This window comes from Nesterenkonia sp. YGD6 (genome assembly GCF_022565895.1).
GTDB lineage: Bacteria > Actinomycetota > Actinomycetes > Actinomycetales > Micrococcaceae > Nesterenkonia.
The window spans coordinates 98,465-121,667 of the sequence record NZ_JAJOYY010000002.1; the positions used below are offsets into that span (position 1 = coordinate 98,465).

21 protein-coding genes are annotated in these 23,203 nt (G+C 69.0%); 10 read left to right on the forward strand and 11 right to left on the reverse strand.

What is annotated here, in order from left to right; translation table 11 throughout:
• Positions 1-42: 42 nt before the first annotated feature.
• Positions 43-933, forward strand: a complete 891-nt coding sequence (locus LTI14_RS03975; protein ID WP_241475869.1) for a sulfurtransferase — start codon at positions 43-45, stop codon at positions 931-933.
• Positions 930-1,424, forward strand: coding sequence for a SufE family protein (locus LTI14_RS03980; protein ID WP_241464859.1), 495 nt, complete (start codon positions 930-932; stop codon positions 1,422-1,424). Before LTI14_RS03975 ends, LTI14_RS03980 begins: the two co-directional genes overlap by 4 nt.
• On the opposite strand, the gene LTI14_RS03985 is transcribed toward LTI14_RS03980, so the two are convergent.
• Entirely contained in the window at positions 1,369-2,739 is a 1,371-nt protein-coding gene (locus LTI14_RS03985; protein WP_241475870.1) for an alpha/beta hydrolase family protein, read from the reverse strand. The two genes, LTI14_RS03980 and LTI14_RS03985, sit on opposite strands and share 56 nt — an antisense overlap.
• Positions 2,740-2,784: 45 nt before the next feature.
• Here LTI14_RS03985 and msrB point away from each other — a divergent pair, with 45 nt between their 5' ends.
• From msrB to LTI14_RS04015, 6 genes are all read left to right on the forward strand, one after another.
• Positions 2,785-3,201, forward strand: coding sequence for a peptide-methionine (R)-S-oxide reductase MsrB (gene msrB, locus LTI14_RS03990; protein WP_241475871.1), 417 nt, complete (start codon positions 2,785-2,787; stop codon positions 3,199-3,201).
• A gap of 3 nt (positions 3,202-3,204) precedes the next feature.
• Entirely contained in the window at positions 3,205-4,263 is a 1,059-nt protein-coding gene (locus LTI14_RS03995) for a threonine aldolase family protein (RefSeq protein WP_241475872.1), read from the forward strand.
• A 128-nt stretch (positions 4,264-4,391) separates the two neighbouring features.
• Positions 4,392-5,000 (forward strand): DUF3000 domain-containing protein, encoded by a 609-nt coding sequence (locus LTI14_RS04000; protein WP_241465098.1) that lies wholly within the window; start codon positions 4,392-4,394, stop codon positions 4,998-5,000.
• Positions 5,001-5,019: 19 nt separating this feature from the next.
• Positions 5,020-6,249, forward strand: coding sequence for a ribonuclease D (locus LTI14_RS04005; protein ID WP_241465099.1), 1,230 nt, complete (start codon positions 5,020-5,022; stop codon positions 6,247-6,249).
• A gap of 107 nt (positions 6,250-6,356) precedes the next feature.
• The gene (locus tag LTI14_RS04010) at positions 6,357-8,516 is read left to right on the forward strand and encodes a 3-hydroxyacyl-CoA dehydrogenase NAD-binding domain-containing protein (RefSeq protein ID WP_241475873.1); all 2,160 of its coding nucleotides are present in this window, start codon (positions 6,357-6,359) and stop codon (positions 8,514-8,516) included.
• Positions 8,517-8,683: 167 nt separating this feature from the next.
• Positions 8,684-9,115 (forward strand): Rieske (2Fe-2S) protein, encoded by a 432-nt coding sequence (locus LTI14_RS04015; RefSeq protein WP_241464864.1) that lies wholly within the window; start codon positions 8,684-8,686, stop codon positions 9,113-9,115.
• Between the two features lie 15 nt (positions 9,116-9,130).
• Here the strand turns inward: LTI14_RS04015 and LTI14_RS04020 are convergent, their stop codons facing one another.
• From LTI14_RS04020 to dut, 7 genes are all read right to left on the reverse strand, one after another.
• Complete coding sequence (locus tag LTI14_RS04020) at positions 9,131-9,622, reverse strand: hypothetical protein (protein WP_241464865.1); 492 nt, start codon at positions 9,620-9,622, stop codon at positions 9,131-9,133.
• Positions 9,623-9,624: 2 nt separating this feature from the next.
• Positions 9,625-11,628: a 1-deoxy-D-xylulose-5-phosphate synthase gene (dxs, locus tag LTI14_RS04025; protein WP_241475874.1), complete on the reverse strand. Its 2,004-nt coding sequence runs from the start codon at positions 11,626-11,628 to the stop codon at positions 9,625-9,627.
• 177 nt (positions 11,629-11,805) lie between these two features.
• The gene (locus LTI14_RS04030; RefSeq protein WP_241475875.1) at positions 11,806-14,625 is read right to left on the reverse strand and encodes an aconitate hydratase; all 2,820 of its coding nucleotides are present in this window, start codon (positions 14,623-14,625) and stop codon (positions 11,806-11,808) included.
• 126 nt (positions 14,626-14,751) lie between these two features.
• Complete coding sequence (locus LTI14_RS04035; protein ID WP_241471029.1) at positions 14,752-16,281, reverse strand: class I SAM-dependent RNA methyltransferase; 1,530 nt, start codon at positions 16,279-16,281, stop codon at positions 14,752-14,754.
• A 7-nt stretch (positions 16,282-16,288) separates the two neighbouring features.
• Positions 16,289-17,059 (reverse strand): DUF3159 domain-containing protein, encoded by a 771-nt coding sequence (locus LTI14_RS04040; protein ID WP_241475876.1) that lies wholly within the window; start codon positions 17,057-17,059, stop codon positions 16,289-16,291.
• Entirely contained in the window at positions 17,049-17,915 is an 867-nt protein-coding gene (locus LTI14_RS04045; protein ID WP_241475877.1) for a DUF3710 domain-containing protein, read from the reverse strand. The genes LTI14_RS04040 and LTI14_RS04045 overlap by 11 nt, the downstream gene beginning before the upstream one ends.
• A 30-nt stretch (positions 17,916-17,945) precedes the next feature.
• On the reverse strand, positions 17,946-18,386 hold the full coding sequence (gene dut / locus LTI14_RS04050; protein WP_241464871.1) for a dUTP diphosphatase: 441 nt from the start codon (positions 18,384-18,386) through the stop codon (positions 17,946-17,948).
• A gap of 61 nt (positions 18,387-18,447) precedes the next feature.
• On the opposite strand from dut, the gene LTI14_RS04055 reads away from it, so the two are divergent.
• Positions 18,448-18,975 (forward strand): DUF3093 domain-containing protein, encoded by a 528-nt coding sequence (locus tag LTI14_RS04055; RefSeq protein WP_241475878.1) that lies wholly within the window; start codon positions 18,448-18,450, stop codon positions 18,973-18,975.
• 60 nt (positions 18,976-19,035) lie between these two features.
• On the opposite strand, the gene LTI14_RS04060 is transcribed toward LTI14_RS04055, so the two are convergent.
• Positions 19,036-19,335, reverse strand: coding sequence for a DUF4193 domain-containing protein (locus LTI14_RS04060; RefSeq protein ID WP_036475539.1), 300 nt, complete (start codon positions 19,333-19,335; stop codon positions 19,036-19,038).
• A gap of 387 nt (positions 19,336-19,722) precedes the next feature.
• Here LTI14_RS04060 and sepH point away from each other — a divergent pair, with 387 nt between their 5' ends.
• On the forward strand, positions 19,723-21,231 hold the full coding sequence (gene sepH / locus LTI14_RS04065) for a septation protein SepH (protein ID WP_241475879.1): 1,509 nt from the start codon (positions 19,723-19,725) through the stop codon (positions 21,229-21,231).
• Positions 21,232-21,248: 17 nt separating this feature from the next.
• Here sepH and LTI14_RS04070 read toward each other — a convergent pair whose 3' ends face one another.
• Together LTI14_RS04070 and LTI14_RS04075 are read right to left on the reverse strand one after the other, a co-directional pair.
• Complete coding sequence (locus tag LTI14_RS04070) at positions 21,249-22,448, reverse strand: alkaline phosphatase family protein (RefSeq protein WP_241475880.1); 1,200 nt, start codon at positions 22,446-22,448, stop codon at positions 21,249-21,251.
• 52 nt (positions 22,449-22,500) lie between these two features.
• Positions 22,501-23,160 carry a DUF5998 family protein gene (locus LTI14_RS04075; protein WP_241464875.1) on the reverse strand — a complete coding sequence of 220 codons (660 nt, stop codon included), beginning with the start codon at positions 23,158-23,160 and terminating at the stop codon, positions 22,501-22,503.
• Positions 23,161-23,203 lie beyond the last annotated feature (43 nt).

Genomic DNA, 23,203 nt, shown 5'->3' on the forward strand with positions numbered 1-23,203 from the left:
TCCTGGAAGGTGACCCAGTGACGACGGAAGGTTCTGTTCACCATGACCGAAGAAAAAGACTTCTCCCAGTACGCCCACCCCGACGCCCTGGTCTCCACCGACTGGGTGGCGCAGCACAAGGACGACCCGTCCGTGGTGCTGCTGGAATCGAATGAAGATGTGCTGCTCTACGAGACCGGTCACATCCCCGGTGCGCAGAAGATCGACTGGCACACCGATCTCAACGATCCGGTCACCCGAGACTTCCTGGGCCCGCAGCAGTTCGCCGCGTTCGCCTCCGCCAAGGGGATCACCCCGGACACCACCGTGGTCTTCTACGGTGACAAGTCGAACTGGTGGGCCGCCTACGCCCTCTGGGTGTTCACCCTCTTCGGCCACCGGGACCTGCGCCTGATGGACGGCGGCCGGCAGAAATGGGCCGCCGAGGGCCGCGAGCTGGTCACCGAGGTGCAGACCCCGGCCTCGGTGAGCTACCCGACGCCGGCGCAGCGCGATGACTCCACCTTCCGCGCCTTCCGCGAGGATGTGCTCGCCCACTTCGGCAAGCCGATGATCGATGTCCGCTCGCCTCTGGAGTACTCCGGTGAGCGCACCCACATGGAGGGCTACGAGCAGGAGGGTGCGCTGCGCGGCGGCCACATCCCCTCCGCCGCCTCGGTGCCGTGGGCCAAGGCCGCCAATGAGGACGGGACCTTCCGCTCGCGTGCCGAGCTGGAGGCGATCTACACCGAGCAGGCGGGTCTTGGTCAGGCCGAAGAGGTCATCGCCTACTGCCGGATCGGTGAGCGCTCCTCGCACACCTGGTTCGTGCTGCAGCACCTGCTCGGCTACGACAACGTCCGCAACTACGACGGCTCCTGGACCGAGTGGGGCAACGCGGTGCGGCTGCCCATCGCCACCGGCGAAGAGCCCGGCGCGGTGCCCGGCGCATGAGCCAGGCCCCCACCCCGCAGGGCGACGCCGCGGCCCGGCGGCTCCCGGAGCAGCTCGCCGAGGTCGTCGAGGAGTTCGCCGAGTTGGAGGACCGGCAGAAGCTGGAGCTGCTGCTTGAGTTCTCCCGCGAGCTGCCGGAGCTGCCCGCGCGCTACCTCAACAGCTATGACCAGATGGAAGAGGTGGTGGAGTGCCAGTCCCCGCTCTTCCTCACCCTGGAGTACGACGACGCCGCTGGGACCGCCGCGATCTTCTTCGCGGCTCCCCCGGAGGCCCCGACCACGCGAGGCTTCGCGGCGATCCTGCACGAGGGGCTGAGCGGGCTGCGCTTCGAGGAGATCCTCGCCGTGCCGGAGGACCTCTCGGAGCGGCTCGGACTGTCCAAGGCGATCACCCCGCTGCGGCTGCGCGGGATGACGGCGATGCTGGGCCGGATCAAGCGTAATATCCGAGTTCACCTGGCCGCGTCTGCCCCGGTGCAGGGCGGCTGAACAGGTCGGTGACCCAGTCGATCACGGTGGCGTCCCAGCGCTTCGGATCGTGGTTCCACTCCTTGACGTGGCGGGCCTGGGCGAAGGAGACATAGGTGACCTTCGGGTTCTTCCGGGCGAGATCCCGGGAGGGCCCGTAGGGCACGATGTTGTCATCGACGCTGTGCATGATCAGCGCATGGGACCTCAGCTGGTCCGCCCGGTCGATCCAGTTCATCGCCTGAAGATCCACCGGGGCGGCGAGCCCGGTGACCCGGCGGCCGCCCGGGTTGGAGATGAACCACTGGCCCAGGCGGCCTACCACGTCGGGGATCCGGTTGGCCTTCGCCTGGTGGGCGAGCACGTCCATCCAGTCGATCACCGGCCCGGTCAGCACCAGGCCGCGGATATATTCGGCGTAGCGGGACCGGTCTGCCGTCTGCAGGCAGATCGCTCCCCCCATGGACCAGCCGAAGAGGATGATGTCCTGAGCGCCGCGCGCCAGCGCGAACTCGATGGCGGCCTCGACGTCCTCCCATTCGGTGACCCCCAGGCCGTAGCGGCCGTCCTCGGCTGCCGGGGCCTCGCCGTCGTTGCGGTATGAGATCAGCAGCGTCTCGGCGCCCAGCGCGGAGGTGGCGGCCAGGGCGCGGATCCCCTCCGTGCGGTTGCTGCCCCGTCCGTGGACCCCGATGGCCCACACGTTGCGTCCGCTCAGCGGGCCCTGGTGATCTGCGGACAGGCCGGCGGCCAGGGGCTGCGGCGCCACGTACCAGGCCGGTGACGGGCCACCCGGCAGCGTGATGACCACCTCGTCGCTGTCGAAGCCGGCGTCGGCCGGGTTCAGAAAGACCACCGAGGTCCACCAGCCGCGCACTGCGGTGCGCAGGTCCCCGCCATAGACCTTCTCCACCGGGCGGGTGACGGTGCCGCCCTTGGGCTCCAGCGTGGTGATCGGCCCGATCCGCGCCAGCGACCGCCCGCCGTGGAAGAACAACCCGTAGGTGCCGTCCACCACGGTCTCCGCGGTGATCGGCAGGATCACCTCGTCGCCGTCTGGTCCTCTGGTCACCGCGAGGATCTCGAGATCTTCGGCACGTTCGCGCACCGGGGTGACCACGGCGCGGGCGAAGTACCCGGCGAGCCCGGAACCGGCAGCGGCCAGCGTCATCCCGGCCGCGAGCCCGGTGCCCACCCCCAAGGTCGTGGCGCGGATCCATGGCGTGTGCACCGCCGACTCACGCCGAAACCTGCTGGTCCAGGTGGGGGCCGCGCGGCGGAGCAGGGCCTTCGCCCGGGCGGCTGCGGCACCGGGTTCATTCAACCGTGACGTCATGCGTCTCAGCTTACGCGGGCGCACGGAACGTGATGAGATAGGAACATGAGTGCGAACCAGAACACCGGAACCGGCGCCGACCCGTGGCGCGAGAAGCTCAGCCCGCAGGAGTTTCAGGTGCTGCGCCAGGGCGGCACCGAACGCGCTTACACCGGCGAGTACTGGAACAACAAGACGGAGGGCACCTACTCCTGTCGGGCCTGCGGCGCGGCGCTGTTCACCTCCACCGAGAAGTTCGATTCACGCTGCGGCTGGCCCAGCTTCTTCGAACCCGCCGCCGACGCGAACATCCGCTACCTCACCGATACCTCCATGGGGATGGAGCGCACCGAGGTGCGCTGCGGCTCCTGCGACTCCCACCTGGGACATCTCTTCACCGGCGAGGGCTTCGACACCCCCACCGACCAGCGCTACTGCATCAACTCCATCTCGATGGACTTCACCGAATCCGCAGAGAGCTGAGCCGTGCCCGCCACCGAGACGCAGCCGCGGCTGCTCGATGCCTCCTTCGCCTCTGACAACGTCGCCGGGGTCGCCCCAGAGATCCTGCAGGCTCTGACCCGGGTCAACGCCGACGCGGCCCTGCCCTACGGGGCCGATCCGGTGACCGCACAGCTGCGCGAGGTGATCAAGGAGACCTTCGGTGAGCGCGCGGAGATACTGCCGGTCTTCAACGGCACCGGCGCCAATGTGGTGGCGCTGCAGGGGCTGCTGCCGCGCTGGGGCGCCGCGATCTGCTCCGCCCAGGCCCACGTGAACAATGATGAGGGCGCCGCTCCGGAGCGCCTCGGGGCGCTCAAGCTGCTGCCGCGCCCGACCGCCGCAGGGAAGCTGACTCCCTCCGACGTGCACGCCGAGCTGAAGGCGCTGGGCTTCGTCCACGCCGCGCAGCCGCTGGCGGTCACGCTCACCCAGTCCACCGAGCTCGGCACGGTCTACACCGCCGAGGAGATCGCCGAGGTCGCCGAGGCAGCCCACGCCCACGGGCTCGGGGTCCACCTCGACGGAGCCCGGATCTCGAATGCGGCCGCCGCCCTGGGCTGTTCGCTGGGTGAGTTCACCACCGCCGCCGGCGTCGACGTCCTGAGCCTCGGCGGCACCAAGAACGGAGCCATGGCCGCGGAGGCCGTGGTGGTGATCAACCCCGACCGCGTCGCGGGCACCGACTTCATCCAGAAGTTCTCGATGCAGCTCGCGAGCAAGCAGCGCTTCGTCTCGGCCCAGCTGCTGGAACTCTTCGGCACCGACCTCTGGCGACGCAACGCCACCCATGCCAACGCTGCGGCCGCGAAGCTCGGACGCACACTCGCAGAGATCCCTGGGGTCACGCTGTCCCGGCCCACCGAGGTCAACGCCACCTTCCCCGAGGTCCCGACGAAGATCGCCGAAGCCATCCGGGACCGGTACCTGGTCCATGTCTGGGACACCGCCGCCGGCGGCAACCCGGTGCTGCGGATCATGTGCTCCTTCCAGACCACCGATGCGCAGATCGAGGCGCTGGTGGAGTGCGCCCGGCGCGCCTAGCACGTCAGACTCACCGAAGTTCCTAATCTTGGGGCGTGACAGCTTTCGGTCCCCTTGGCGGACCCGACCAGCAGGGCGCAGCGCGAGACGCATCCCAGCCGCCCCACGGTGCCAGCGGCATCGAGGGGCTGCCTGACTCTTTCCTGCAGGCGCTGAGCAGTCTGCGCCGGGCCTCCCCGCGCGCCGAGGCGCTGGTCCAGGAGGTCCCGGCGCCGTCGAAGCTGGCGCCCTTCGCGGTCGCGCTGCGCGCCGAGGTCCACTCGCACGGCGGCGTCGCACTGGGAGCCCATCCGGTCACCCGACTCCGGCCGCAGCCCGAAGACACCGAGGTCCTGGCCACCGGTCGTTTCATCCTGCTCCACGACCCCGCAGGTCAGCAGGCCTGGGGCGGGACCTTCAGGGTAGTGATCTATATCCGCGCGGAGCTCGACGCCGAGATGGGCAATGATCCGCTGCTCGCCTCCGTGGCCTGGACCTGGCTCTGTGATTCCCTCGCCCAGCACGGGGTGGAGTACAGTCATGCGGGCGGCACGGCCACCCGGATCCTCTCCGAGAGCTTCGGCAGCATGGAGAACCGGATGCCGAGCAACGATGTGGAGCTGCGCGCCTCGTGGAGCCCCACCGGAATCGGATTCGGATCCCACCTGCAGGCGTGGGCCGATATGGTCTGTTCCTTCGCGGGACTGCCGCCGCTGCCCGATGGAGTGATCGCCCTGCCACATATCAGGAGGAGCTGACGAAGTGCCGGAGACCTCGATGGACTCTCCCGAGGAGGGGCCGCCGCCCCTGCTGACCGAACCCGAGGACGGGGTTCCCTTCGTCATCGACACCGATCGCGGCCTGCAGCGCTGCGCTGAGGCGCTTGCCGCCGGCACCGGCCCCGTCGCGGTGGACGCCGAGCGAGCATCGGGCTTCCGCTACGGACAGCGCGCGTTCCTGGTCCAGCTCAAACGCGAAGGCTCCGGGCTCTGGCTCATCGACCCTGAACCGTTCACCACCCTGGCCCCGGCCCAGGAGGCCCTCGACGGCGTCGAGTGGATCCTGCACGCGGCCACCCAGGACCTCCCCTGCCTCGCGGAGCTGGGCATGCACCCGCACAGCCTCTTCGACACCGAGCTCGCCGCACGGCTGGGCGGAGTGCCCCGAGTCAGCCTCGGGGCGGTGGTGGAGTCCCTGCTGGGCGTGCGCCTCGCCAAGGAACACTCAGCAGCAGACTGGTCGCGGCGTCCGCTGCCGCAGGACTGGCTGCGCTACGCGGCCCTCGACGTCGAACTGCTGATCCCGCTGCGCGAGAGCCTCACCGAGCTGCTGCGCGAGCAGGAGAAGCTGGGCTGGGCCGAGCAGGAGTTCGAGCATCTGCGCACCCACCGGCCGATCACGGTCCCGCGCAGCGAACGCTGGCGCAAGGCCACCGGGGTCAACCGGCTCAAGACACCTCGGAAGCTCGCGGTGCTGCGTGAACTCTGGGCAGCCAGGGAGAACATGGCCGAGACCAAGGACATCGCCCCCGGACACATCCTGCCCGACTCGGCGCTGGTCGCCGCGGCCGACGCGGTGCCGCGCACTGTTCCCCAGCTGCTCTCGGTCAAGGGCTTCTACGGCCGGGCAGCCAAGCGCGAGGCGCCCAAGTGGCTGCGCGCGATCGAATCCGGGGCCCAGAACACCGATGCTCCGGAGTCCAAGCGGCGCGCCGCCGGTCCCCCGCCGCCACGGACCTGGAAGGACCGCAACCCGCTGGCATTCCGCCGCTACCGCACCGCCCGGGACTGGCTGACCCACCGCGCCGACGAGCTCGACCTCATGCCCGAGACCCTGCTGACCCCGGCCGTGCTCAAGCAGCTCTGCTGGACCCCGCCGAAGGTCATGGACCTGGACGGCGTCAGCGCCGCACTGCGCGAGCTCGGCGCCAGGCCATGGCAGATCGAGCAGTGCGCCGCCATCGTCACCGTGGCCCTGCTCGACCCGGAGCCGCTCGAGTCCTTCTGACACCCACGGCGGCGGTTTCCTCCTTGGTTACTCATGGGTAGGATGTGAGCTGAGACTCACCCGAGGCGCGGTTGCCCCGCGCCGACCCCACGTCACGGAGGCAGCACATGACATCAGCGCACTCACCCGAGATCCCGACAGAGGCTCTGGACTTCTCCCACTTCGCGGACCTCGCGGAAGCCTTCAGCGACGAGGTCATCACGCACTCTCGCGCCGAGGACATCGCACTGCCCGACGGCGCCGGCACGCTGGTGCTCGTGCGCCTGGACAATGACCAGCCCAAGCGCCCCTCCACCCTGGGCCCGAGCAGCCTCATCGGGTTCGGCGAGGTCCTCGCCGCCCAGCTGCCCCGGGCCCGCGCCGGAGAGATCGCCGGCATCGCGGTGATCGGCAAACCCGGGGTGCTCGCCGCCGGCGCAGACTTGGGCGCCGCCGAACGAGTGGAATCCCGCGACCACTCCACCGCCATGGCCGATCTGGGCCACCACGCCTACCGGCTGCTCGAGGACTTCCCGGTGCCCAGCTTCGCCTTCATCAACGGCACCGCACTGGGCGGCGGGCTTGAGATCGCCCTGGCCGCCCAGCACCGCACCGTCTCCACGGCGGCCAAGGGCATCGGACTGCCCGAGGCCTTCCTGGGCCTGGTCCCGGGCTGGGGCGGCATCTACCGGCTCCCGCGCCTGATCGGCCCCGAGGCCGCCGCCGAGGTCATCTTCACCAACGCGCTGAACAACAACCGCACCCTGACCGGGAAGAAGGTCCACGCCTTGGGGCTCGCCGATCAGCTCCTCGAGGCCGAGCAGTTCGAGGCCGAGAGCATCGCCTACGCGGGGAGGATCATCACCGGTGATGCCGCCACCGCGGAGCAGCTCGCCGCGCACCGCAGCCATGACGACTCCCCCGAGGCCTGGACCCGCGCGATCGAAGCCGCCGAGCGCACCGTGGCGACCAAGCTTGGCCCCTCCGCCCCCGCCCCGCGCCGCGCGCTGGACCTGTTCACCCAGGTGCCTGAGCGCACCCGGGAGCAGAGCCGCGCCGCCGAGTGCGAGGCGCTGGGCGATCTGATGCTCACCGATGAGTTCCGCAACACCGTCTACGCGTTCCTGAACCTGCTGCAGAAGCGGGCCAAGCGTCCCGCCGGGGTGCCCGAGGTCCAGCCGCGCAGCATCGGCAAGGTCGGCGTGGTCGGGGCAGGACTCATGGCCTCCCAGCTCGCGATGGTCTTCGCCGCGCAGCTGCAGGTTCCGGTGGTGCTCACCGACATCGACCAGGCCCGAGTGGACAAGGGGCTGGACCACATCGCGGCCCAGCTCGAGAAGCAGGCCAGCAGGGGCCGGATCACGCAGGAGCAGGCCGCCGGGCTGCGCGGACTGATCACCGGCTCCACCGACAAGTCCGTCTACGCCGACGCGGACTTCGTCATCGAGGCGGTCTTCGAGGAGATCGGCGTGAAGAAGCAGGTCTTCGCCGAGCTGGAGCAGATCGTGCCGGCCGAGACGATCCTCGCGACGAACACCTCCTCGCTCTCGGTCACCGAGATGGCAGCTGACCTCTCCCACCCCGAGCGGGTCATCGGCTTCCACTTCTTCAACCCGGTCGCCGCCATGCCGCTGGTCGAGATCGCCCGGGCCCCGCAGACCGCTGATGAGCCCATCGCCACGGCCTTCGCCCTCGCCGCGGGACTGCGCAAGACCCCGGTGCTGACCAGCGACGCGACGGCGTTCGTGGTCAACCGGGTGCTGCTGCGGCTGATGGCCGAGGTGCAGAAGGCCTTCGACGAGGGCACCGACGCGGCCACGGCTGACGCCGCGCTGAAGCCCATCGGCCTGCCGATGAGCCCCTTCACGCTGCTGGCGATGGTGGGCATCCCGGTGGCCCAGCACGTCACCGAGTCGCTGCACACCAGCTTCGGGGACCGATTCCACGTCTCGGCCAACCTGCAGCGCCTCATCGACGCGGGCGTCACCGAGATCTGGAGCACCGACGACGCCGGGCAGCCGTTCATCAAGGACAGCACCATCGGCCTGATGAGCTTCGGCAGCGCACCCCGCACCGCGGGGCAGCTGCTCACCACGGTCCAGGACGCCCTCGCCGAGGAGATCGGGATGATGCTCGATGAGGGCGTCGTCGCCTCCCGCCAGGATGTGGACCTGTGCATGATCCTGGGGGCCGGCTGGCCGTTGCACCGCGGTGGGATCACCCCCTACCTGGATCAGGTCGGCGCCAGCGAGCGGGTCAATGGTCGTACGTTCAGCGCGCGCGACTGAGCCGCTGCCGGGTCCGCGCTGAGCTCCGGGGCTGATGAGCTCCAGGGCCAGCGGGATCCGGGCCAGCTGGTCCAGGTCAGCGGTCCGGGCCAGCTGTTGGATCAGCCCCGGTACAGGGTGCTGACACAGAGGCTGGTCCCGGACCGATCACTCGTAGACTGGGCCCCATGACTTCGCCATGCTGTGACCGCCGTCGATTCCTGCACGCCTCAGCCCTGACTGCGGGCTCGGCGGCGCTGCTCACCGCCTGCGGGACTGATGAGTCGCCCGAGCCTGCCACGCCGACCCGGGCCGAGGGCGGCTCCTGGACCGAGGTCATGCCGCTTGCCGACCTGGAGGTGGGGGCCAGCAGCACAGCCGAGATCGGTGAGACGCAGCTGCTGCTGCACCGCAGCGATGAGGACACGGTCCACGCCTTCTCCGCGGTCTGCACGCATGAGGGATGCGCGGTGGGCACCGAGCCCGAGCGCTTCGCCTGCCCGTGCCACGGCTCGATCTTCAATCTGGAGACCGGGGCCGCCGAGGGCGGCCCGGCGCGTGATCCGCTGACCCGCTACCCCGCCGAGATCGACGGGGAAGCCATCCGGGTCCAGGCGTAGCGTCCGCCTCCGGACTCAGCCGACGCGCAGCTCGATCTTCGAGGCAGGGACGTCGCCGGCGCGCATGGCGGCCTTCACGGCCTCCTTCGCCTTGCCCTGGTGCAGCGTCTTGATGCGCATCACGGAGGCGTGACCGCCGGCGTGGGGCTCGGTCACCGGGTCGCTGAGCAGACCCAGGCCGCGCCAGGCCAGCGTGGCGAGCACCTCACGGTGCACGGCGCCGATGTTGCGCTCCTCAGACGCGCTGGGCTGTGCGCCCTTCAGCGGGTAGAGCAGGCGCATCTCGATCTGGGCCTCGGCGGGAGGTTCGGTGAAGCCGTCGGCCCGGCACTGGGCGGTGAAGCTCTCGAGCAGCTGCTCGGCCTCCTCCGCGCTGGCACCCTCCGAGGAGAGCTTGCCGTTGGCGCCCAGCACCCCGTGGTGGATGACGAACTCTCCGGTCGCTTCGTCGTACCAGGCTTCCCGGTAGTTCCAGGCCTGCTCGTCGCGGCGGTAGAGAGTGATCAATGTCAGACCTTTCGGGTGCGGAGACTGGGGATCTGGCCGGTGGGAAACGGTTCACCGGGCAGCGGACGGGCGTAGGGGACCTTCGTGCCGAGGACCTGTCCGACGGCGTCCTGGGTGATCTTCTGTGCCGTGAGGCCCACGCGTTCGAGGACCTCGCCGCGGGTGCCGTGGCGGAGGAACTCCACCGGCAGTCCCACCTCGTTCAGGCCGGTGTCAACGCCGGCCTCGCGCATGCTCTGCCGAATGCGCGAACCCACGCCGCCGGCCTTGACGCCGTCCTCGATGCAGATCACGGTCCGGTGCCGAGCGGCCAGCGAGACCACCGAGTACGGCACCGGCAGCACCCAGCGCGGGTCTACCACGGTGGCGCTGATGCCTTGATCGGCGAGCCGCTGAGCGACGTCGAGGGAAAGTTCGGCCATGGTGCCGACGGAGACGATGAGCACGTCGTGCGCGTAGGGCTTCTGCGCCTCGGAGCTGGCCGCGGAGCGCCAGAGCACGTCCACGCCATCCTCAAGACGTTCGAGCGCATCGATCTCACCGTTGACCGAGCCCTTGGAGAAGCGCAGCACCGTCGGAGCGTCGTCCACAGCCACCGCCTCGCGCAGCTCCTCGCGCAGCCGGGTCGAGTCACGTGGGGCGGCGATCCGCAGGCCCGGGACGATCTGGAGCAGCGAGAGGTCCCACATGCCGTGGTGGCTGGGCCCGTCGGGTCCGGTGACTCCGGCCCGGTCGAGGACCACCGTGACACCTGCTCGGTGCAGGGCGACATCCATCAGCAGCTGATCGAAGGCGCGGTTGAGGAAGGTCGCGTAGATCGCGACCACCGGGTGAAGTCCCCCGAAGGCGAGTCCGGCGGCGGAGGTCAGCGCGTGCTGCTCGGCGATGCCGACGTCGAAGACGCGTTCCGGATGCTTCTGCGCAAAGCTGCGCAGACCGACCGGGATCATCATCGCACCGGTGAGCGCGACGATGTCCTCACGCTCATCAGCGATGGCGGTGATCTCTTCTTCGAACACCGAGGTCCAGGAGCGTGCGCCGCCGCGGTGCACCGGCTCCCCGGTCTCCGGGTCGATGACGCCGACGGCGTGGAACTGGTCGTTCTCATCGGCCCGGGCGGGAGCGTATCCCTTGCCCTTCTCGGTCAGCGCGTGCACGATCACCGGTCCGCCGTAGTTCTTCGCGTCGGTGAGCGCCTCTTCCAGGGCGCCCTGATCGTGGCCGTCCACCGGCCCGATGTACTTCATGCCGAGGTCCTCGAAGAGTCCCTGGGGGGCCCAGAAGTCCTTGGCGCCCTTCTTGGCGGCGTGCAGGCTGCGGTAGACCATCTTGCCGACCGGTCCGCCGTTCTGCAGCCTGGTCTTGGTGCCGTCCATGACGTTCTCATAGGTGCGGTGGGTCCGCACCTTGTCCAGGAAGTTCCGGCGCAGCCGGCCCAGCTGATCGGCCAGACCCCCGACGGTGGGCGCATAGGAGCGCCCGTTGTCGTTGACCACGATGATCACGCGGCGGTCTTTGTCGGCTGCGATGTTGTTCAGCGCCTCCCAGGCCATGCCGCCGGTGAGCGCGCCGTCGCCGATCACCGGGATGACGCAGCGGTCAGCTTCCCCTGCGAGCACGCGGGCCTTGGATATCCCGTCGGCCCAGGAGAGCGAGGAGGAGGCGTGGGAGGACTCGACGATGTCATGCACCGATTCGGCCCGCTCCGGGTATCCGGCGATGCCGCCGGTCTGGCGCAGCGTGGAGAAGTCCTGCCGCCCGGTGACCAGCTTGTGCACATAGGACTGGTGGCCGGTGTCGAAGATGATGGAGTCCCGCGGGGAGTCGAAGACCCGGTGGATCGCCAGGGACAGCTCGACCACGCCGAGGTTGGGTCCGAGATGCCCGCCGGTCTTGGAGACGTTGGCGATGAGGAACTGCCGAATCTCTGCCGAGAGCCTCTCCATCTGCTCGTCGCTGAGCTTGGACAGCTCCTGCGGAGACGTGATTGTCTGCAGAATACTCATTGGTGCATTCTACCTCTCGCGTCCTGCGCGGACGGACCTTGACGGTTCTCCGACACTTTCTCTGACACATTCCCGAGACACATTCCCAGACACGAAGGGGCGCTCCGATCCGTGGATCGAAGCGCCCCTTCGCGGATGAGACGACCGGAGCCGCTCAACAGCCCAGGATCAGGCTGACTACTTCTTCACCAGCTGGCGCAGCACGTACTGCAGGATGCCGCCGTTGCGGTAGTAATCGGCCTCGCCCGGTGTGTCGATGCGGAGCACGGCGTCGAAGCTGACCTCTGCGCCGTCCTCCTTGACCGCGGTGACCTTGACCGTCTTCGGGGTGGTGCCGCTGTTCAGCTCGGTCACCCCGGAGATGGAGTAGGTCTCGTAGCCGTCGAGGCCGAGGGTGTCGGCCGACTCGCCTTCGGGGAACTGCAGCGGCAGCACGCCCATGCCGATCAGGTTCGAGCGGTGGATGCGCTCGAAGGACTGGGTGATGACCGCGCGGACGCCGAGCAGGCTCGTGCCCTTGGCGGCCCAGTCACGCGAGGAGCCGGAGCCGTATTCCTTGCCGCCGAGGACCACCAGCGGAATGCCGGCCTCCTGGTAGTTGACCGCCGCGTCGTAGACCGCGGACTGCGGAGCGCCTTCCTGGGTGAAGTCGCGGGTGTAGCCGCCCTCCACGCCGTCGAGCAGCTCGTTCTTGATGCGGATGTTCGCGAAGGTGCCGCGGATCATGACCTCGTGGTTGCCACGGCGGGAGCCGTAGGAGTTGAAGTCCTTGCGCGCCACGCCGTTCTCCAGCAGGTACCGACCGGCCGGGGTGTCCGACTTGAAGGATCCGGCCGGGGAGATGTGGTCGGTGGTGACCGAGTCGCCCAGCTTCAGCAACACCCGGGCGCCTTCGATGTCGGTGACATCGGAGGGCTCGAGCTTCATGCCGTCGAAGTAGGGGGGCTTCCGGACGTAGGTGGAGTCCTCGTCCCAGGCGAAGGTGGAGCCCTCGGGGGTCTCCAGCTCCTGCCAGCGGTGATCCCCGTCGAAGACGGTGGAGTACTTGGAGGTGAACATCTCGGTGTCGATGGACGCGTCGATGATCTTCTGCACCTCGACCGGGTCCGGCCAGATGTCGGCGAGGAAGATGGCCTTGCCGGACTCGTCGTGGCCCAGCGGCTCGTTCTCGAAGTCGAAGTCCATGGTTCCGGCCAGGGCGTAGGCGACCACCAGCGGCGGGGAGGCCAGGTAGTTCATCTTCACGTCCGGGTTGATCCGGCCTTCGAAGTTGCGGTTGCCCGAGAGCACCGAGGTCACGGCGAGATCCTGTTCCTGGATCTTCTGCGAGATCTCCTCCTCCAGCGGACCGGAGTTGCCGATGCAGGTGGTGCAGCCGTAGCCGACCACGTAGAAGCCGACCTTCTCGAGGTACTCGATCAGTCCTGACTTCTCGTAGTAGTCGGTGACGACCTTGGAGCCCGGAGCCAGGGAGGTCTTGACCCAGGGCTTGTTGGTCAGGCCCTTCTGGACCGCGTTGCGGGCCAGCACGCCGGCGGCCATCATCACGTTCGGGTTCGAGGTGTTGGTGCAGGAGGTGATGGACGCGATGGAGACCGCGCCGTGATCGAGGTGGAACTCGCGACCGTCTGGCATGGAGACCGGGGTCGGGTTCGACGGCCGGCCGTCAACGGGGGCCCCTGAGGTGTCGCGCGGCTTGTCCTTTGCGGACTGCTCGTCGGTCGCGTCGTGCGACGGCGCGTCGGAGGCCGGGAAGGACTCTTCGGAGGCCTCGTCGACGGCGCCGCTGGTGGTGGACCCGTTCTTGGCGTAGTTGTGGATGTCCTTGCGGAACTGCTCCTTGGCATCGGTGAGCTCGATGCGGTCCTGCGGACGCTTCGGGCCGGCGATGGAGGGCACCACGGTGGAGAGGTCCAGCTCGAGGAACTCCGAGAAGCGCAGCTCGCGGGAGGGATCGTGCCACATGCCCTGTTCTTTGGCGTAGGCCTCGACCAGTGCGAGCTGATCCTCCGTGCGCCCGGTCAGGCGCAGGTAGCCCATGGTGACGTCGTCGATCGGGAACATCGCCGCGGTGGAGCCGAACTCCGGGGACATGTTGCCGATGGTGGCGCGGTTGGCCAGCGGCACAGCCGCCACACCCTCGCCGTAGAACTCCACGAACTTGCCGACCACACCGTGCTGGCGCAGCATCTGGGTGATGGTGAGCACGACGTCGGTGGCGGTGGCGCCGGCGGGGATGGATCCGCTGAGCTTGAAGCCGACGACGCGCGGGATCAGCATGGAGATCGGCTGGCCGAGCATCGCTGCCTCGGCCTCGATGCCGCCCACACCCCAGCCGAGCACGCCGAGGCCGTTCTCCATGGTGGTGTGTGAGTCGGTGCCGACACAGGTGTCGGGGTAGGCGCGCAGGGCGCCGTCGACCTCGCGGGTCATCACGGTGCGGGCCAGGTTCTCGATGTTCACCTGGTGGACGATGCCCATGCCCGGGGGGACGACCTTGAAGTCGTCGAACGCGGTCTGGCCCCAGCGCAGGAACTGGTACCGCTCACCGTTGCGCTGGTACTCCATGTCCATGTTGCGCTCGATGGCGTCGGAGTTGCCGAAGGAGTCGATCTGGACGGAGTGATCGATCACCATCTCGGCGGGTGCCAGCGGGTTGATCTGCTCGGGCTTGCCGCCGAGCTCCTTGACGGCCTCACGCATGGTCGCCAGGTCCACCACGCAGGGGACGCCGGTGAAGTCCTGCATCAGGACGCGGCCGGGGGTGAACTGGATCTCGGTGTCCGGCTGAGCGTTCTCATCCCACTGGGCCAGAGCCTTGATGTGCTCGGCGGTGACGTTTGCACCATCTTCGGTGCGCAGGAGGTTCTCGAGCAGGACCTTCAGGCTGTAGGGAAGGGAGTCATATCCCTCCACAGCCTTGAGTCGGAAGATTTCATAGTCGGTGCCGTCGACGTTGAGGACGCCTTTGGCCCCATAGCTGTCCGCTTTATTCACTCGGGACTCCTTGTTAGTTGCCAGTCGTGCCAGCCCGCGCCGATGAACAGCCGGGCCGATGGATCGATGTTCAGTCTACTCTTTCAGCTTTCTGAGACGCACGTCATAGGGAGCGTGGCGCGCCGTTCACCTGCGATGAGGTGCTCGGAACAGAGCGACCGATTCCATGTGGTGGGTGTTGGGGTACAGATCGAAGACCTTGAGGTCTGCCAGCTCCCAGCCCCGGGTCATCAGAGACTTGGCGTCCCGGGCGAAGGAGGAGGGTTCGCAGGAGACGTAGAGGACCTCCCGCGGGCCCGCGGCGTCGATCCCCGCGATGACGCGTTCACCGGCTCCGGTGCGCGGAGGGTCCAGCAGGATCAGGTCACGTTGGGCGAGACGATCCAGGACCGCCTCAACCGGCGCCTGCAGCACTTCGACCTGCGGGGACCCGGCGAAGAGCTGTGCTGCACTGGCGCTGGAGCCGGGTGCCCCTTCAACGCTGAGCACCGACCCGGCTGCGCCTGCGAGCTCGGCCGCCCAGGCGCTGAAGAGGCCGGCCCCGGCGTAGAGGTCTGCCACCGAGGCGCCGGAGGGCACCTGTGTCATCGTGTTCACGGCTTCGACCAGGCAGCGCGGGGCATTGCGGTGGATCTGCCAGAAATCCTCGGGCTGGATCTCCACCGTGGAGAACGTCCCCGCAGGTGACGCTGAATCCGCGGTCGGGGGCTGCGGCAGGGGCAGCGGTTCGGTGACCGTGCGGGACCCGGCGACCACGGTGTAGCTGATCCGCTCCGGGCGCGGCGCGGACGCCTGATCCTGGGCGCGCGCCCCGGGGCCGGATCGCTCGCCGCGACCTCGACGTCCGGCGCCGCGGGCACCGGCGCGACCCCGGCTGGGGTTGGGTTCCGGCGCGGACGTGGCCAGCACGATGTTGGCGATGGCCGGCTCCCGCTGGTGCAGGTGCAGCAGCCGCTCGTTGAGCTCCTCACGCTCGACTGCGGGAAGCCCGCGCCGGACGTGCACCACCAGAGTGACCTGTGGGCCGGCGCCGGCGGCCACGGCGTCGACCCGGTCGACGCCCTTGAAGTTGAAGCCGAAGATGCCGCTCTCATGGATCGATGACACTGCCAGCGGCATCCCGCGCAGCTCGATGAGCTCGTTGCTGCGGTGCGGCTTCATGCTCAGCGCACCCAGGGCGCTGACCGCGAAGCTGGCCCGGGTCCGCCAGTGCAGCCCGTGGTAGGGCCCGTCGGAGAGCACGTCGTGGACGTGGACCTCTCCGTCGCCGGAGGCCAGCGGCAGGCGCTGATCGTGGATCGAGAATCCCCCGATCCGCTGCATGGTGTCGCGGAAGACCTGGCCCTTGAGCCGGCGCTGGTGCTGGTCGGTGATGTGGCCGAACTCGGCACCGCCCACCGGGAGCCGATCGTTCTCGTGGGCGCGCAGCGAGTCCGCGAGCTTCCAGATGTGCCGGCGGCGGTAGTCGGAGGGACTCAACACCTCGACGACGTCGGCTCGCCAGTATTTGGCGCCCGGTCCTCCCTCGGTCACGCGGGCTCGCACGGTCTCCCCCGGGATGGCGTGGCGCACGAAGACGACGCGACCCTCGTGGCGGGCGACACAGTGGCCGCCATGGGCCATCGGTCCGATGTCCAGCGTCAGGGTCTGCGTCATCGCGGAATCACCATCTCTTTTCTTGTTCGGCCTCTTCTGCGGGCTCTTGTTCGGCCTCTGCTGCGGAGGGCTCGAGCGGACTCTGCGCCGGTCGTGAGATGAGCCACCCTACCCACAGCGCCAGCGCATAGAGCGGGATGCCCATGACCAGGCGCGCGGTGCCCAGTCCGGCCACATCGTCGGCCAGGTAGAGCGGGACCTGGACGATCAGGCGCAGCGCGGGGACGGCGAGAAGCAGCCAGGTGGCCAGCGAGTATCGCCGACGACGCGCCGGGTCCTTGCGCCAGTCCAGCCCCTCACCCCGAACCACGCCGAAGAGCAGGCCCAGGAACGGCCACTTGACCAGGATCGAGATGAGGAATGCCAACAGGTAGCCGGCGTTGATCAGGAAGCCCCAGGCGTAGAAGTCGCGGGCGTCCCCGGTCCGGTAGGCGACCAGGGCGCAGATCAGGATGCCGGCGAGTCCGGCCAGGGACTGAACCAGCGAGCCCTTCTGCACCAGCCGGACGATGGCGAATCCGACGCCGATCGCCACCGAGATGATCAGCGCGGTGATCAGCTCTTCGGTGACCAGGAAGGCGATCAGGAAGGCCGCGGCGGGCAGCGAGGACTCGACGAGTCCGCGCACCCCGCCCACCGAGGCCAGCACGTCGATGGAGCCGTCATCACCGGTGCGCACCCGGGAGGCGGCGGCAGTCGAGAACTGCGCCGCGGGATCACGGGCGGAGTCCGGGTGGGAGTCCGGCTCGGAGCGTGGCTGGCCTGGGTCAGCGGTCATCGCTCACCGGTGCCGCAGCAGGATTGGGACTGGGGGAATCATCGCGACGCTGGGCCCGGTTGCGCGGGACCACCACCCGCTTCGCCCCTTCCGGAGGCTGCAGGCGCAGCAGCTCGCGCGGGGGCAGCGGGTCGTCGCCCCGGACGACCACGATCTTGGCGAACAGGTCTTCGACCGCACGGGCTGCGGAGGCGTCGATGGCGCCGCGGCCGCCGACCACCCCGCGCAGGAACCAGCGCGGGCCCTCGAAGCCGATGAAGCGGGCCACCCGCCAGCCTTTGCGTCCGTCTTTCAGGACGGTCGGCACGCGTGCCGCCAGCTCCATGCCGAAACGACCGTCGACTCGCTTGACCTTGCCGTCCTGCTTGAGCACCGACTCTTCGATCTGGTCGAGCACCTCACCCCAGGTGCCGCCGGACTTCGGGGCCGAGAAGGGCTGGACCTGGATGCTCGCCTGGTCGACCATGACGGTCAGCGCGACCACGCGCTTGGTCTTCTGATCGATGTCCAGACGCACCTGCTGGTTCTTCGCCGCGGGGACCAGCAGCGCCCCGAAGTCCAGATAGCCCTTCTTGGACTCCAGCTCACGGGAGTCGCGCGGCACCGCCAGCGGAGTGGACTCGGTGACCGGCTGCGCCACGGAGGTGACCGGTGACGACGGGGCGTCGGCGGCCGTCGCCGTGGCTGCAGCGTCAGCGGCCGCCGCGTCGGTGGCCGAGACGTCTGGGGGCGCGACGTCAGTCGGCGGGCTCTGTGGCGACTCTGCCTGTGGTGATTCTGTCTGTGCTGACTCTGCCGGGGCCGCGTCTGTCTCCGGTGCCTGCGTCGCTGGGGTCTTCTTCTTGCCGAAGAGCATGCCTGTCCTCCTGGTCGGTTCTGCGCTGTTCTATCGCCCGGTGGACCCGAAGCCGCCTGCGCCGCGATCACTGGTCTCGAGATCGTCCACCAGGGTGAAATCAGCCTGCTCCACCTTCTGCAGAAGCAGCTGAGCTATCCGGTCCCCACGGGCGAAGTGGACCGCCTCGTGGCGATCCGTGTTGAGCAGGCACACCTTGATCTCCCCACGATACCCAGCGTCCACGGTCCCTGGGGCATTGACCACGGTGATCCCGTGGCGCACGGCGAGTCCGCTGCGCGGATGGACCAGGCCGACCCAGCCCTGCGGCAGCGCCAGCGCGACTCCGGTGGGGACCAGCCGGCGCTCCCCCGGTTCGAGCGTGAACTCCTCGGCGGTCAGCAGATCAGCCCCGGCATCACCGGGATGGGAATAGCGCGGGACGTCTAAGCCCGGGTCCAGCTGCTTGAGAGGTACTGAGATGCGATTCACAGCCCCGAGTGTACCGTCGCGGTCGAGTCGAGTCCTCAGCCGGACATGCGACGATAGTGCCATGAGTGACGAGAGTGCCAAGAATGGCGAAGCTTCCTCCCCGAGCGTGGACAGCGAGACCGCCCCGATCTACACCGAGAAGCTCTGGCCGGCCTGGTGGCTGTGGGTCGCCGGGGTCATGCTGGGGGCGTCGATCTCACTGATCTTCTTCCCGATCAGCATCACCTTCGGGGTGCTGACCGTGTTCATCGGCATCGGCCTGGTCATCTTCGGCCTGGTCATCACCACCCCGACGCTGGAGGTCACTCCGGGGTGGCTGCGTGTGGGCCGGGCCCGCATCCAGACGGTGCATCTGGGCCGGGTCGTGGCGCACCGCGGGGATGCCGCCCGCGAACAGCTGGGACCGGGTTTCGACGCAAGCTCCTACCAGTGCATCCGTGGCTGGATCGATCCGGTCATCACCGCGCAGATCATCGATCCCAAGGACGCCACCCCGTATTGGATCTTCTCCACCAGAAAGCCAAACGCCGTGCTCTCCGCATTGGGCTCCGCGGAGCCCGTGCAGGAGCACGGCGTCAGTTTCGAATGACGTGGATCCCCTCGGGCCGCCAGTGGCTGAGGGTCTCCAGGTCTGTTCACTGCGGAGCGATCAGCCCTCGCAGTCCTTGCAGAAGAACATGCCGTTCTCCTCGCGAGCCACCTGGGAGCGATGACGCACCAGGAAGCAGGATGAGCACGTGAACTCATCCGACTGGGCGGGCAGCACGCGGACCTGCAGCTCCTCGTCGGAGAGATCCGCTCCGGGGAGCTCGAATCCTTCAGCGGCCTCGGTCTCGTCCTCGTCCACCACAGAGGACTGTCGCGAGGTGTTCCGGTTCTTCAGCTCCTCGATGGAATCTTCGCTGGTTTCGTCGTCGTTCTTCCGCGGGGCGTCGTAATCGGTTGCCATAAGAGGTGCTCCACACTCCGAATTCTTGAGATCGAAGCGCTCGTTGACCGGCTTCGGGATGAAGCTGATTGAGCGCGATTTCCCTGTGGCGTGGCCCCCTGCCGGTCCGGGCTGTTGCCCGGTCCGCAGAACACGTGGGAAATTCTGGTCGGACAGATTGTGTCCCATCCGGATCGCAGGACCAAATCCTGATCAATCGTTGAGCCCTGGGCTGACACGGAGGGGCTCGGGACACAGCTGGTAGGTGGGGATGAGGACCAAAGAATGTCACGGGCGGCCCGATTGAGCAATCCTTCCAGGAGTGGTTGAGCACCTCGGTAGTTTTTACACCTCCCCGCGATACAGTGTCCGGAATAACCACCAGCTCGTTCTTCGGAGGAAGCACCAATGCAGCACCTGCGCATCGTCGGGGTCAATGACGAGGAGAACGTGCCGCAGCTCATCCTCTCCGACGAATCAGGGCAGGAGTTCGCGCTGCCGATGGATGAAGCGCTGCGCCACGCCGCGACCCGACCCCCCGTCCGTCCGGCCAAGGCCAGCCCCGGCAGAAGTCCGCTGACTCCGCGCGAGATCCAGGCACGGCTGCGCGCCGGGGCCACGGTGGACCAGGTGGTCGCGGCCTCGGGGCTGACCACCGCTCACGTGGACCGCTACGCCGGCCCGGTGCACGCGGAGCGGGAGTACATGGCCCGGCAGGCTCGGGGCACCCAGGTCGCACCCGCGTCGGCCGCCGAGGCGCACCGGAGGGCCTTCGGCGATGAACCCGCCAACCTCGAGGCCATGGTGAAGGTCCGGCTGCGCGCGATGGAGGTGGACCTCAGCTCACTGCGCTGGGACTCCTGGCGCCGGGAGGACGGCCTCTGGCAGGTCACCTGCGTGTTCGACGTCGACTCCTCGGCCACCCACGGTGCGGGCATCGGGCTCAGGCCTCCTGCCGAGTGGACCTTTCAACCGGAGACTCGCCACCTGCGGGCGATGAACCGCTGGGCCGAGGCGCTCAGCGCGCTCTCCACGTCGGTGCCGACGCCGGGGAGATCCGAGACTGACCCGCAGACCCCCGCCGCGGGCCCCGGGAGGCGACTGAGCGCCGTCGACTCCGTCTTCAATGTGGAAGACTCCAACGACCCGCGCGGGCTCGGAGCGACTTCTGCAGCCGACAGCGGAGCCGCGGGGCGCCGGCAGCCGGAATCCAGCACCCGCGGCTCGCGGGACTCCGCGCCCCGGCCGCAGACCCCGACTCGCGGCGACGCGGCATCCCGTGGTGAAGGACACGAGCACGAGGACCTGCTCGACGTCCTGCGGGCCCGTCGCGGCCAGCGCCTGGGCGCGGACGCCGAGGCCGACGACCGCCTCGCCCTGATGCTCAATCGGCAGGATCCGCAGGATCGCGACAGCTCCGCCGCCTCCTCGGACCGGCCCCCCGCTCCGGCGGGCCAGGATGACGAGGAACATTCCACCGTTCCGATCCCACGGCTGCGACCGGTCCAGAACGCACCAGCCTCCGACGACGCCGCGCAGGACGAAGGCGTCGATGCTCCTGCGCCCGAGGTGCGCGGCGCCACGGCGGCCGAGAGCTCGGCGGGCACAGCGGATGCGACCGAGCGGGCGACCGGTGACCGGTCCGCCGACGCGGCCGGATCCGACGGAGAGGGAACCGGCGCGACAGGCTCCGGCGCGGCACCGAACGATGGCCGGCTCGACGCCTGGGGCTTCGCCTACGAGGGCGAGTCTGAGGAGCGCGGCGGCGCGGCAGGTCAGGCGCCGGCACCCCCGGCGGAGGACGCTGAGCCGACCGAGCCTGATGCCGCGGCAGAGAAGCCGCGGAAGCGAGCGCCCGCGCGTCGGGCGAGCATGCCGAAATGGGATGACATCCTCTTCGGATCCAAGAACGACTGAACGAGGGGCGGGAGCTGCTAGGCGCCCAGGCGCAGCAGCGGCACCCGACGTTCAGCCTCGGTGAGGGAGCCGTGCTGGCCCACCATGTCCATCGGGGCCTGGCCCACCCGGTCACAGTGGTAGAGCGCGATGTCGCTGTGCGTGGCCACCAGCACGTCACCGATGCGCCCGGCGACCCGATCCTCCACCGGCCCGAACCAGCCCGCCGCGCGGGCCTGCTCGCGGGTCAGGATCCAGGCCCGGTCACCGTACTCCTGCTCCCAGGCTGCGGCGATGGTCTCGGGGTCGGCGCCCGGTTCGGCATAGAGCTGCACCAGCCGCGGCTCGCCTCCGGTATGCCGCACCCCGTCGAGCAGGTGCGCCTGCGCCGAGAAGTCCAGCCGGTTCTGCGGCGCGACGTCGATCATCCCGTGGTCCGCGGTGAGCAGCACAGAGACCTGCTGGCCGTAGCGGCGGCGCAGATCGGTGGTGAAGCGGTCGGCCTCGGCGTCGAGCATCTCCAGCATCTGCAGCCACTGCGGGGAGTCCACGCCGTAGCGATGACCCGTCTTGTCCAGCTCATCGACGTAGAGGTAGACCAGCTGGCGTGGGGCGGGCCCCTGCCGCACGGCGCCGCTGGCGGGGCGCTGCTGCTGGATCCAGTCCGCGGTGAGGCGGAACCGGGCGTCCATCCGGGCGGCGCCCCGGAACTCGCCGCCGCGCAGCACCGCCCGGGTGAGCCCGGAGTCGATGAACTTCGGCCGGGAGGCGGTGAGCACACCGGCGCCGGCCTCCGCGGCGCGGTGCAGCACCGAGGGGTGCCGCTGCCACTGCGCCGGATCGACCTCGTCGTCCCAGCCGCCGAGCATGTTGACCATCCGGTCCAGCTCGGGCGCCAGGATGTCGTAGCCGACGAGTCCGTGCTCCCCCGGTGTGGTGCCGGTGCCCAGCGAGGCCAGGGAGGCCGCCGTCGTCGTCGGCACCCCGACGTCGAGGATCTCCGCGCTGGAGCTGCGCCAGGCGGACGCGAGGAAGCGGGCGTGGCCTGAGTAGCGGGCGAGCAGCGCATCGCCGAGCCCGTCGACCATCAGCACCACCGTGGTGGCGGCCTCGGGCAGGCCCAGCCGATTCTCGAAGCCCTCCAGGCCGAGCGACGCCGCGGCGGAGGTCAGCACATGGCGCAGGTGTGCGCCGTCGTAGTCGGGGGCGACCGGCAGCGGGCGGGTATTCGGGGTCATCTCAGCGAGTCATCTCAGCGGGTCATCTCAGCGGGTCATCTCGGGGAACGGCTCAGCGGGCGTGCTTGATGCTGGCTCGGCGCAGCGCGCGGACGAATCCGCGGGCCTCGTCCACGGCGGTGTCACCCTCGGCGGTGGCCGCGATCCGCAGCGCGATGTCCTCGGGCACCCAGTTTCCGGTGTCGCCGTGGTCGGCCACGCACTCCGGGTTCCCGCACTCCGCCGGGTAGGTGTCGAAACGTGCACCCCCGGTCCAGGTCAGGTTCAGGGAGACCTCGGCCAGTGACCGGTCTGGGGTGAAGTTCTCGGGGCTGCGGTGGACCTCGGAGAGGATCAGCGAGCGGATCCTGCTGACCGGGACGACCTCGGTGGAGATCCGCGCCACGGTGTCGGCTCGGCGCGGATGCGGGGAATCACCGTGGCCGAAGGCGGGGCCGTCGTCGTCCTCGAGATCGTGGTCATCGAGGTGAGCGACGACGATCACGTCCTCGGCCAGCGCCAGCACCGTGATGTGCCGGTGGACCTCCTCCATGTCGAAGTGGGTGTCCACGTGCACGATCTGATGGCTGGCCTCGCGCTCATCGAGCGCCTCGCTGAGCGTGTGCAGCACCAGGGAGGGGTAGAAGCCTCCGCGCTCGACCGCTTCCTTGAGGCTGTAGGTGGAGGCGGCGCCGCGGCGGTGCTCACCGGACCCGTGCTGGCTTAACGTCATGGAACTCATGCTATCCGGTACTGGGATTCGCCGGTGCGCCCCA

What these genes read in the sequence shown, in the direction of transcription:
- LTI14_RS03975 (WP_241475869.1), top strand. Translation starts at nt 43, where the DNA reads ATGACCGAAGAAAAAGACTTCTCCCAGTACGCCCACCCCGACGCCCTG.
- LTI14_RS03980 (WP_241464859.1), top strand. Translation starts at nt 930, where the DNA reads ATGAGCCAGGCCCCCACCCCGCAGGGCGACGCCGCGGCCCGGCGGCTC.
- LTI14_RS03985 (WP_241475870.1), bottom strand. Translation starts at nt 2,739, where the DNA reads ATGACGTCACGGTTGAATGAACCCGGTGCCGCAGCCGCCCGGGCGAAG.
- msrB (WP_241475871.1), top strand. Translation starts at nt 2,785, where the DNA reads ATGAGTGCGAACCAGAACACCGGAACCGGCGCCGACCCGTGGCGCGAG.
- LTI14_RS04005 (WP_241465099.1), top strand. Translation starts at nt 5,020, where the DNA reads ATGGACTCTCCCGAGGAGGGGCCGCCGCCCCTGCTGACCGAACCCGAG.
- LTI14_RS04010 (WP_241475873.1), top strand. Translation starts at nt 6,357, where the DNA reads ATGACATCAGCGCACTCACCCGAGATCCCGACAGAGGCTCTGGACTTC.
- LTI14_RS04015 (WP_241464864.1), top strand. Translation starts at nt 8,684, where the DNA reads ATGACTTCGCCATGCTGTGACCGCCGTCGATTCCTGCACGCCTCAGCC.
- dxs (WP_241475874.1), bottom strand. Translation starts at nt 11,628, where the DNA reads ATGAGTATTCTGCAGACAATCACGTCTCCGCAGGAGCTGTCCAAGCTC.
- LTI14_RS04035 (WP_241471029.1), bottom strand. Translation starts at nt 16,281, where the DNA reads ATGACGCAGACCCTGACGCTGGACATCGGACCGATGGCCCATGGCGGC.
- LTI14_RS04040 (WP_241475876.1), bottom strand. Translation starts at nt 17,059, where the DNA reads ATGACCGCTGACCCAGGCCAGCCACGCTCCGAGCCGGACTCCCACCCG.
- LTI14_RS04045 (WP_241475877.1), bottom strand. Translation starts at nt 17,915, where the DNA reads ATGCTCTTCGGCAAGAAGAAGACCCCAGCGACGCAGGCACCGGAGACA.
- LTI14_RS04055 (WP_241475878.1), top strand. Translation starts at nt 18,448, where the DNA reads ATGAGTGACGAGAGTGCCAAGAATGGCGAAGCTTCCTCCCCGAGCGTG.
- LTI14_RS04060 (WP_036475539.1), bottom strand. Translation starts at nt 19,335, where the DNA reads ATGGCAACCGATTACGACGCCCCGCGGAAGAACGACGACGAAACCAGC.
- sepH (WP_241475879.1), top strand. Translation starts at nt 19,723, where the DNA reads ATGCAGCACCTGCGCATCGTCGGGGTCAATGACGAGGAGAACGTGCCG.
- LTI14_RS04070 (WP_241475880.1), bottom strand. Translation starts at nt 22,448, where the DNA reads ATGACCCCGAATACCCGCCCGCTGCCGGTCGCCCCCGACTACGACGGC.
- LTI14_RS04075 (WP_241464875.1), bottom strand. Translation starts at nt 23,160, where the DNA reads ATGACGTTAAGCCAGCACGGGTCCGGTGAGCACCGCCGCGGCGCCGCC.